We start from the raw sequence: 9,440 nt of genomic DNA, 5'->3' as shown, positions 1-9,440 counted from the left end.
TATGCCACATTCGGCGCAGGCCTGTCAGGCGCTATGTTGAAGAACAACGGGCCAAATCTTGATACCTTGCTGCGCGAGGTGCGCTCGTAACCCCTTCCTTCAGGGAGGGGTTTGCCGCGCTTCTGGATCAGAAGTCGGCCATTTCCCGCATTTCCTCGTCGTCGAAGAACTCGGTGAGACTCAGGATGCCCTGTTCGTCGAGATATCCGTCGAGACCGTCGACGGCCTGGTTCAGATAGGGTTCCAGGATCGGACGCTTGCCGATGTGCTCGCCGAAATAGTGGCAGATGGATCCGGCCCCCTCGACGTGATAGCGCCGACGTCCGACGTTGTTGATCGTGTACCAGAGCGAACGATCCACCTTCTTGACCCAAAGGAAATCGGCGCTCGCCAGAACGCCTGCGACGTTTCTGGACTGCGTTAGCACTGAGATGACGACGGTGTTCTGGTGGGCGTGCTTCTCTGCCAGCTTCTTGATCACGCGGGAGAGTTTCTCGTCCTTCTCGTATCGGGCGACCAGTTCCTGACAGGCCTTCGTGCCGTCCGCGCCGCTGGCCCAGGCCTGAGCAATTGCCGAGCGTTCGTTGAGAGCGGCCTTGTTGCGGGTCAGGTGAAGAATGCAAAGCGTCAGGACGGTGCGGACCGGGAGATCTGCGCGTTCCATACTATGCCACGGCTTGCCGAGCTGCTTGGCGAAGGCCTCCCGCGCAGCATCCTCGTCTAATTCGCCCTCCTCGAACCGAACACCGTTCTCCTTCATCCATTCGAGAGGCGTAAGCGCGGGTTCGATGGATTTGTCGCGACCGTCCGGCTCGAAGTTGGCGCTAACGGCGGCGACCTTCCATTGTCCGGCCTGATACTTGGCGAAGCTCGGCGGCTTGCCCTTACCTCCGGCGAGGGAGAAGGTGCGCTTGTAACCGTCGCCCTTCATCTTCATGAAGATGAGGGCTGACAGACCGAGGATAACGGCCGCGAAGACGAACCGCGTCTGCATTCCTACTCGGCTGCGGACCTCGGAGAAGGTGGTCCAGTTAACATCGGTCGAAGCGTGGTTGCGTCCGTCGAATACGCTTTCGACGTATTCAAGGGTCTCGATGCCGCTGGATCCGAGACCCTTGATCAGCTCGATCACTTTGATCGAGATCCAGTCCATCGCGAACGCCGGGTAGACCACGACCGGTCGGGCGTACGTCCAGAGAAGCCATGCGCCGCCGATGACCAGGGCAGCTATCAGGGCGTAGAGCATTTCCGAGTTGGCCCCGGTGTCTTTGCCGTCATTTCCGTATGCCACGTGCTCTACTCCTTAATTGGTCGCTGCGAGGCCACCGACCCTTGCCGGAACCGTTTCGTCGCCGCCAACGGCGAGCCCCTTCAGTTTCACGACGACTTCCAGATCCTGGAAGGCTTCAGCAAGCGCGTTGATCAGGAGGACGGCGATCATCAGAGAGACCTCCACCGGGGAGGCTGGGATGGCGGTTTTCTTCGTGGTTGCGGCGTGCATAGGGCTTCCTGTCTCCGACTTGAATCCTTGGCTTAGGATATTCTGCGCCGGTTATCGGCGACGGCATAGCCCCAATGACAATTTTCACCGCTCCGGGGACGCTGAGGAACCGGAAGTCGCCCCTCGAATGAAAAATCGTCGCCGACGGTCGCATTACTTTCCCTTAATTGTTGACAAAAAGATGCTTAATGTTATTGTCTTGGCGACAAGGGAGAAACGCATGTCGATCACTCAAGCTCAATTCCATGGTCTCGACGAAGGCGGCTTCGCGGTTCTCGCGGGCGCGGCCAGTCTGGAACGCCGCGGCGACTCGTACGTCATGTCCGCTCCCAAGAACCAGAAACACTTCCTCGCGGTCGCGGCGACGGATCTGGCGCGCCTCAGCGCCCATTGGACGGGCTTCTCCGGGCGCTATCCGCTTCCGGCCCGCCGCGCGAAGGGGTTGACCCTCACCTACGACCGGGATTGCGGCACTTTCTTCGTCGTGGCGTTCGGCTATCGCGCCAGCCTCGCGGCGGCCGCAGACCAAGGGTTTCTGAATCGCGCAAGCAATCACGACGACGAGCGCAAACTCACTGGCGCCCAGATGGACATCGTTCATGAGTGGGCGGCCCTCGAGGACAACTACCTCGCGGATCTGGCTCACTGACGCGCGCGTTCACCTCGCCGAAGAAGCCCCCAGGAACGAGACGAATGGTGAAAGCGCTCAGGGCATTTCCGGCGCGTTGGACCGAAGTGGCGATAGCAGTACGGCCAACCAGATATGGGTCACCGGGGCCGTCGAGACGGTCGGAAAGTTTGGTGTTGGCCACATCCGACTGGCCGAGATCGTTGTTGAAATGCGCAAATACAGGGAAAGGGGCGAAGTAGTGTCTTTGAACAAGGAGGGGCGCAAGGCGCGCGACGATGCGCGATTTCGGGAGCGCGTAGAGCAGAAGCGCGAGTCTGGCGAAGATGTTGTTGCTTACGCTCTGGCAAATGGCAAAGCCTACAAGTTCCTGACTGCCCGAGAAAAAGAAGAATTGAAGTTTCGCCGTATCCGATGCAATGCCCGCCAAGATGCTAGAATGGACCTTGATCTCGCAATTGCCAGCGTGATGTTGCGTGCGTTAAAGGACGGTGTGGACCCCGACGGACCGGAAACGAAAGCTACCATAAAAGAACTGAAGGCTCAGTTCCGGAAGGATTTTCCGGCATGACAACAGCGCCCCGCACGCTTGTCCTTGGTCCCTATATGCCCACAGGGTTTGCGGTGAAAGAGTGCTTGGTTTTCGCAGCTCTGTTTGTCGAGCGCACAACATTCGGCGCAGGTTTGTCAGGCAATCATTTTTTGCTTTCTTCGCGACATGAATAAGAATGCTTGAGTAAGCTCTTCCCATTCCTAAACCTTTGTTGTGGCTCTCGATGTCCTGACATACGTTTCCTCTTCTCCTCGGCATCGTATGTCAGATGGCAATGCTGGCACCAAGCGCGTAGCCGCTCGTCCACGATGCCTGCGTTCTCCTCGTCGTGATCGAGATGTGCGACGGTTAGAATTACCCTCACCCGTTTTATGGACCCCCGCACGATGAGCGGCTCCATGCGCGTCAGGTCGCTTTCTTCCTTGAACCAAAATCGCCGAACCTTCGTCTTCCCGTCTTCCGATAGCCTCAACGCGACCGAGGTGACGCTCTCCCCGTTGGGAAGACCGCACTTTTCGCAGGCATTCCCTGCCCTCGCGAGAATCCGCGGAACGATCTCGCTCTTCCAGTTGGCCGGATAGCGACCATAGTCGATGGGCATTTCGAACGAGCCTCTTCAGAAAATGGACGATGCCGCGCTAGACTATCCGATCAGGCCGATGATCGTCCTGACAGCGGCCTTCGCGGCTGGAACCTGTCTGCGCCACGCATACTCGTAGCGAAGTCCGCATTCGTCCTCGTGGTCAAACGCTTCCTCTCCTGTGAAGACGTTGATCTGGTATCTGGTCTTCGGGTCCACGCCCTTCGCCTCCGTCATGGCTATGGCGGTCGCCTCGACGATCTTCTGGGCCTCATCCTTAGTGAGGCCGTTCAGGCAGAGCTTATCCGCTATGTTAGCGTCGGCCCTCGCCTTGCGGAGATCGTCGCCATGGTCTCGACGTCCGTTCTCGATCCCTCGAGAGATAGCTTCAAGCTGAAGGGAAAGCATGCAAATGACGTGGGCCTTGTCTATGCCTAGTCGGGCGGCTGCCCTGCTGATCTCCGCCTCCAGGGCGTTTTTCGAATTTTGTTCAAACGGATGCATGACGTTTCTCTCTTGTTACATTAAGTCCCCGATGGCACCCTTCTTTCTGCTGCTTCCGGGTGAAGAGTTCGCTGGCTTGGTCATCGGGGCGATGGCAGGTTTTGCCGGAGCAGCTCTCTGAGCGCTCTCTGGAGTTCGCTGAGGCTTTTCCGGCGCAGGCCGCTCGTGGTTCTGCGACGGCGCTGGAACGTGCTGTAGGGGCGCTTGGGGCGGCATCGGAACGTGCGCCGGATACGGCGCGTAATGCGAAGGGAACGCTCCCGGGTACGGGTAGGCCGGAGCCGCCGGGTAAACAGGTTCCTTCTCGGTCATCCGTTTCGGAAGTTTCAGATTACATTCCTGGATGAGCGCCTCGGAGATTTCGCCGGTCTCGAGCATGCGCTTCAGGCCATGACGGAGCATTGCGCGGAACACGTCCTGCGGACGGTCCATCCGCCGTGCAGCATCCCAGATCTCCAGCATGAGGTCGTCATCTGGAATTCCTGGCTTCATGTAGATCTGTAGAGCCTTACTGCGCGACATTTAAGGGTGCCTATTTCCGATTCATGAGAACCGCCGATGCCTGGCGGCCCGTTTCACTTAGGCGTTGGCGGCCTTGTATGCGGCGTACTTGAACAGTCCGCGCGCATTCGCGAATTCCGGATCCTCTGGAAGGTGGCCGTTCGGGAACGTGCCGGCGATGTCGTGGAAAAGAGCACTGCCACCGCCGACGAACACCACCGCGTTCATCGTTGCGCCGGAGGCGATCTGACGTTCGACTTCGCGACTGATCTTGGACTCGTACTCCTTGATCACATCGCTCACGAGATCGGCGACATCCTCCTCCTTGCCCCAGATGTGGATCTTGCCGGTTCGCACGGCCTTGTCGATCGTCGCGATCGGGAACTCGTCGCGCATCTTGTATTTGATGCCGATGGCGCTCTCAACGCCCTTGTAGACATCCAAAACACCGATGTTCGCGGTACCGGAGCGAGCGTGGTCGATCGACTGGCCGTTGACGACGGTTGCGATGTCGGTGGTCCGCCCGCCGATATCGACGATGGCAACAGCGCCGTCGACGCCGTCACGCAGTTCCAGGTCGTCGTTAAGCGCGAAGTCGACCCAGGCGGCAACGGCTTGACACCCGATGTCGACGTTTTTGATATCAGCGACGAGGCCGTCGTCCGAATCCAGCTTGACCGGCTTCTTGAGGTTGGCCTTCTTCTTCTCGATCTTTTCCTCGTCCTTTAGTCCCCGGATGAAGAAATCGGCGACCGGAAGACCGGTTATGATGTCGACCTCCTTGCCGCCGAAGCCGGCGACCACGAGCGCGTGATTCACTAGGACGCGGTTCATGGCGGACAGGTGAAAACCGTCGAACTGGGTGTTCTCGCTCTCGATTTCATCGGAGACCGTGAACGAGCCGTCGTCGGTCTCGTACAGACCAACGTTCCCCGTGCCGGAGATCGCGCCTAGGCCGTAGCGCCCCGGACGAACGGAGGAGCGCATGACGTGCGTGACGACGTTGCCGTCCTCATCGATGCCGTAGAGCTTCGTCTGCGCGTAGCCGTCGTCGATGGCGACCTTGAGGAGCGGGGCATCAGGGGTTTTGATATCAGACATTTTTATAGGCCCTTCGGGTATCAGGATTCGTTTCAGCGTCCAGCATGGGAATCGGGTTTAACTCTCTCGAGCTTCAGGTCTCCGGTCTCCCGTGGTTTGTCCCAGGGCATCAGCTGCCGCTGGAAATCCACGATCCGCCGAATTTTGTGTGCGGGCAGCGCGGGCCGGACCTCTCCGACGAACCAGGTCCTGACCGCCCGCAGGGCACCGTCGAAACCGAGCCCGATCCGCTCGATGTACCAAGCAAGGATGACCACGATGACATCGAGTGTGATAGTCCAGAGCCTGATGTGGATCAGGGAGGCCAGAATGATGATCCCGGCGCGGATATCCAGAAAGAAGAAGCGCGCGGGTCGATAAGTGTTCCGCCAATGAGCCATTGCTACACCTTCCCTTTCGCCGCGACCCGCTCGAAGGTCTCCTCGGTGATGAGATCCTGCTTCAGTAGCTCCAACGACGAGTCGATCATCGTCTTGCCGACCGCCGCCTGGGAGGCAATCAGCTTGCGGGCGTGCCTCGGCCACGTATCGATGCTCTCGCGCAGGAAGGACTCGCGGGTGCCCTCGTCGAAGACCATGTACTCACGGCAACCGACCTTGCCGCCGCCCTTCTTCGGGATGAGCAGCTGCGTCACGATCATCCTCAATGATTCCATGATGTCGATAGCCATGGCGGCGCGGGTCGATTCCGGAAACGGCATAACCGCACGGCGAAGGGTCGGGCCGACGCCGATGGTATGCATCGTGGAGAAGACGAGGTGGCCTGTTAGGGCGGCTTCCGTCGTCGCTGCGATTGTCGCCTTGTCGCGCGCCTCGCCGATCACGATGATCGTCGGCTTGCGGCGAAGGGCGTTCCTGACGCAGAGCGCGAAGATAGATTCCTCGCTCTCCTCGCCCCGCGGCCGCAGATGAACGCCTGCGTGCGTCTGGAACACCAGCGAGGACGGCATGTCGATGCCGTCGTAGACGTATTCGATCGGCGATGAGTATTCGAGGATCTTCTCGTTGCCATCCGGCTTTTCGACGAGCATGCGCAGGCCGCTCGACAGGAGTGTGGACTTGCCAGATCCCGTCGGTCCGGTGACGAGAATGAGTCCTTGCTCCGGGCGGAAGTTTTTGATGATGTCGTCTTCGATGCCGAGCTTCGAGATGTGGATTGGGTTCTCCGGCAGCGTGCGGAGCGTAATCTGTACGCCCTCCCCGCCCGGAATCCGGCCTCCGGTGACGTTCACGCGGTAGCGCTTCGTCCCGACCCCCTTGATCCTGATCTCGTGGGAGGGGTCGAGATCGCCGCCGCCGAGAATCTCAGCCGGGCCGTTCTCGCCGTAGATGTAGCGAACGATGCCATCGACATCGGCCTTCGAGGTCTTCACGTCCGTGATGCGATGGATGCCGCCGCCGATATCCGCCATTACCTCCAGGTTCGTCTGGATGGTGATGTCGGAAGCCTTCTTCTCCGTCGCCCAAATCAGTAGATCGTCGAGCTTCGTATAGTCAAGGTGACCCATCGCGCTGAAAACGCTGCCGTCGTGCGTTCCCGCGAACGGGTTCTTGTCTTCAATGATTTCTTCAGGCTGAGCCGAAGTTATCGTTTCCATTTTCGAAGCTTTCGATTCACAATTTCGAGCGAATGATTCGGAGTTCGATATTTACGATTCACGTATCCGGGCCAACGATTCTGGGTGCTTCCAATCAGAAGCGTCCGTCCCCACCAGACGTGACTGCGTCAACATTTCTGACGGGCGCGGGACGTGACGGCTTTTTGGGGATGGTTTCCGGCGGCGTCCTGGGTTTCGCGGGAACCGGAACAGCCCTTTCGGTTTCCGAAACGCCCCGAACCGTGCCCCGTTCGTCCACCCGCGTCGGCGACGCTTCCCAAGAATTCGGGTTGGCGACCAACGACGGATCGCGGGTGATCCTGATGGCGCGATCGTTCACGCGCAGATCCTGCCCCGTTCCAGTGGTCCCCAGATTGCCTTCGGCCAGGATCGCCGGCGAGACGCGGCCTTCCTCGACGAGGGTCTTGTAACGAACCATGCCGCCGAAATCGCGATTGAGGCGATTGAGATTGGTCTCGAAGATCTTGCGGGCCTGCTCCTTACCACTGCCCCAGCCCTCGCGAACCCACTCGTTCCAGGCGGAAACCTCGTCGTCCGAGGACGGAAGAAGGGCTGTCGGCGGGGTTTTTGGCTCGTCGTAGCCGGTGACTAGATAGGTCTGCCACATCGGCGCGACCGAGGTGAATCGGGCCTGCTCGATGATCTCGTAGACCGTGTCGGCGACGCGCAGGGTTTTCCCTGCATCGAAGGATTCCCAAGTATCCCGCGCCTCGGAGATAACCGGGGGCTGAACCATGACGCCGTTAGGCCCGATTATCATCAGACTCTGAAAGTCGTAGACCTCGTTTAGGTTCTTGGAATCGCTAGACAATTCCAGATTGATTTCCCGCGTGGCATGAGCTAGCCCGGCCCGCGCGCCGAAGGCCATCGCGGCCTCCTGCATGGCCGGGGCGCGGAGTTTGTCTTCGGCGTCCTTTGGCTTCTCGCGTTTATGGACGCGCCCTGTCTTGGCGAGGATTTCGTTCAGGGAGGCGGCCGGAGGTGTCTTTGCCGCAATCGGATCCGGAACGCGCTCCGCGTTGACATCGGCACGGAGCTGCGCATCGCTCGCGGGCGATGAGATCGGCATCGGAGCCTCGAGATGACCGAAATGGTTGCATCCGCCCAACATGGAGGCCAGCAGCGCCGCTGAAATGAGTTTGGTTCGCATAAACGAGGCTCCGTGGACTTACTTGTGCACGCCGAAGGCGGGGGAAATGCCAGCCGCCGATTTCGGCTGCTGGCCCGTCTGGGCCTGGATGTAACGGAATTCCACGCGTTTCACGTTCGGATCGACGGCGACCTCGCCGAACGGGTACGCCTGAAGTCCGACCTGCTCCAGCGCTTTGGCGGCCGGCACGTCGACCAGATTGAAGTGGATCATCGGCGGGATGGACGGCGGATTTCCGACGATATGGAAGTCGTAGCCGATCATCATCGCGATCTTTTGCGTCGCCTCGTGCGCCGGACCGGACCAGTCGATGGTTGCGGGGCGTTTCAGTTCGGCGGGAAGCGAGGATTCGTCAAGCGGGAGCGGCGCGGGCTTGGTGCGGGAGATTTGGACGCGAGCCAAGGTTTCCTGCGCCTTCGCGGCATCAGCGGCCGCCTCCCCGAGCATGTTTGAGACATCCGAGCGGAGCCTCAAATCCTGCGCCGGGGCGCTTGGGGCCGTGGTTTGCGTGCAAGCGCCCAGAATTCCGGCGACGGCGACCGCAACAACGCCTCGCAACGCAATCGAAGACTTCATTTTCAATTCTCCTGAATTTCCGGGAACTGAACACAAGTCCCCCGCAACTGGTCTTGAAGATATGTTCATACTGGAATCCATTCTCCGCAACCCGAATCCTTATGATTTTAAATCTGGCGGAATTTGGCCGTAATCCATTGTGACCCGCCGGCGAATTGAAACAAATTACGTTCTTTCGATTCTTTGTCCTATTATTCCGATTCAGAGACGAAAATTATCGATTCGAAACTGGATATGTTTGATTCGGAATTCGAAGCGCTATTCCAGGTTTTACGGGGTCGTATCGTCGAAACAACGACCCGACCAACCTGAGAAATCGGAATCGGAATAGTCTTGAGGGATTCCAAAGCGGGTCGATCGGGAACTCGGGGTCGCGGACATCGATCCAGGTCCGGTCCGTCGGCCCGATGTCGGTATCGCCCCGGCGGACGGTCGAGAAGGTGGATCGGGCGGAGTTCCGCTGATCGCAGAAACTGAGGGCTTTCGGGGCGAGAATCGAATTTTTCGAAAATCGAATCGATAATTTCGATGAAAACAGACTTGGGATAGGACTCATCCCTTCGGATGTCGAACGAATCCCATATTTGCGATTCACAATTCTTGAATCGCGTTTTTTTGAAAGGTAGTAATGGGGGGACAACGTTACATGCACCGAAATCGCCCTGACGGGCAATTCGGCGCTCGAAAGGCCCTTTCAGGGGTCTCGGAGGGTCCATGACCGATCACAG

Annotated in this window: 12 protein-coding genes; 2 read left to right on the top strand and 10 right to left on the bottom strand. The window is 58.9% G+C overall.

From position 1 onward, the window contains the following. Positions 1-127: 127 nt before the first annotated feature. Both E1297_RS06905 and E1297_RS06900 read right to left on the bottom strand, forming a co-directional pair. Positions 128-1,291 carry a hypothetical protein gene (locus E1297_RS06905; protein ID WP_155135628.1) on the bottom strand — a complete coding sequence of 388 codons (1,164 nt, stop codon included), beginning with the start codon at positions 1,289-1,291 and terminating at the stop codon, positions 128-130. A gap of 12 nt (positions 1,292-1,303) precedes the next feature. Then, the gene (locus tag E1297_RS06900) at positions 1,304-1,441 is read right to left on the bottom strand and encodes a hypothetical protein (protein ID WP_155135625.1); all 138 of its coding nucleotides are present in this window, start codon (positions 1,439-1,441) and stop codon (positions 1,304-1,306) included. Between the two features lie 280 nt (positions 1,442-1,721). On the opposite strand from E1297_RS06900, the gene E1297_RS06895 reads away from it, so the two are divergent. Then, positions 1,722-2,150, top strand: coding sequence for a hypothetical protein (locus E1297_RS06895; RefSeq protein ID WP_155135622.1), 429 nt, complete (start codon positions 1,722-1,724; stop codon positions 2,148-2,150). Next, complete coding sequence (locus tag E1297_RS49085) at positions 2,101-2,700, top strand: hypothetical protein (protein WP_196223229.1); 600 nt, start codon at positions 2,101-2,103, stop codon at positions 2,698-2,700. Before E1297_RS06895 ends, E1297_RS49085 begins: the two co-directional genes overlap by 50 nt. A 124-nt stretch (positions 2,701-2,824) precedes the next feature. Here E1297_RS49085 and E1297_RS06885 read toward each other — a convergent pair whose 3' ends face one another. From E1297_RS06885 to E1297_RS06850, 8 genes are all read right to left on the bottom strand, one after another. Continuing rightward, positions 2,825-3,283: a hypothetical protein gene (locus E1297_RS06885; protein ID WP_155135619.1), complete on the bottom strand. Its 459-nt coding sequence runs from the start codon at positions 3,281-3,283 to the stop codon at positions 2,825-2,827. Positions 3,284-3,325: 42 nt separating this feature from the next. Beyond that, a complete protein-coding gene (locus tag E1297_RS06880; protein ID WP_155135616.1) occupies positions 3,326-3,766 on the bottom strand; it encodes a hypothetical protein in 441 nt (146 codons plus the stop codon). Positions 3,767-3,781: 15 nt separating this feature from the next. Continuing rightward, the gene (locus E1297_RS06875) at positions 3,782-4,288 is read right to left on the bottom strand and encodes a hypothetical protein (protein ID WP_155135613.1); all 507 of its coding nucleotides are present in this window, start codon (positions 4,286-4,288) and stop codon (positions 3,782-3,784) included. A gap of 57 nt (positions 4,289-4,345) precedes the next feature. Continuing rightward, positions 4,346-5,368, bottom strand: a complete 1,023-nt coding sequence (gene parM / locus E1297_RS06870) for a ParM/StbA family protein (protein ID WP_155135610.1) — start codon at positions 5,366-5,368, stop codon at positions 4,346-4,348. A gap of 32 nt (positions 5,369-5,400) precedes the next feature. Then, positions 5,401-5,748 carry an IcmT/TraK family protein gene (gene icmT, locus E1297_RS06865; protein WP_155135607.1) on the bottom strand — a complete coding sequence of 116 codons (348 nt, stop codon included), beginning with the start codon at positions 5,746-5,748 and terminating at the stop codon, positions 5,401-5,403. 2 nt (positions 5,749-5,750) lie between these two features. Then, positions 5,751-6,965 (bottom strand): type IV pilus twitching motility protein PilT, encoded by a 1,215-nt coding sequence (locus E1297_RS06860; protein ID WP_209015679.1) that lies wholly within the window; start codon positions 6,963-6,965, stop codon positions 5,751-5,753. Positions 6,966-7,059: 94 nt separating this feature from the next. Continuing rightward, positions 7,060-8,136, bottom strand: coding sequence for a type IV secretory system conjugative DNA transfer family protein (locus tag E1297_RS06855; protein ID WP_155135604.1), 1,077 nt, complete (start codon positions 8,134-8,136; stop codon positions 7,060-7,062). An 18-nt stretch (positions 8,137-8,154) separates the two neighbouring features. After that, entirely contained in the window at positions 8,155-8,712 is a 558-nt protein-coding gene (locus tag E1297_RS06850; RefSeq protein WP_196223228.1) for a DotD/TraH family lipoprotein, read from the bottom strand. Between the last annotated feature and the right edge of the window lie 728 nt (positions 8,713-9,440).

The sequence above is a fragment of the Roseibium sp. RKSG952 genome (assembly GCF_009711355.1).
Note: the sequence above shows the minus strand (reverse complement) of the source record. Positions and strands in the feature narration are given on the sequence as shown.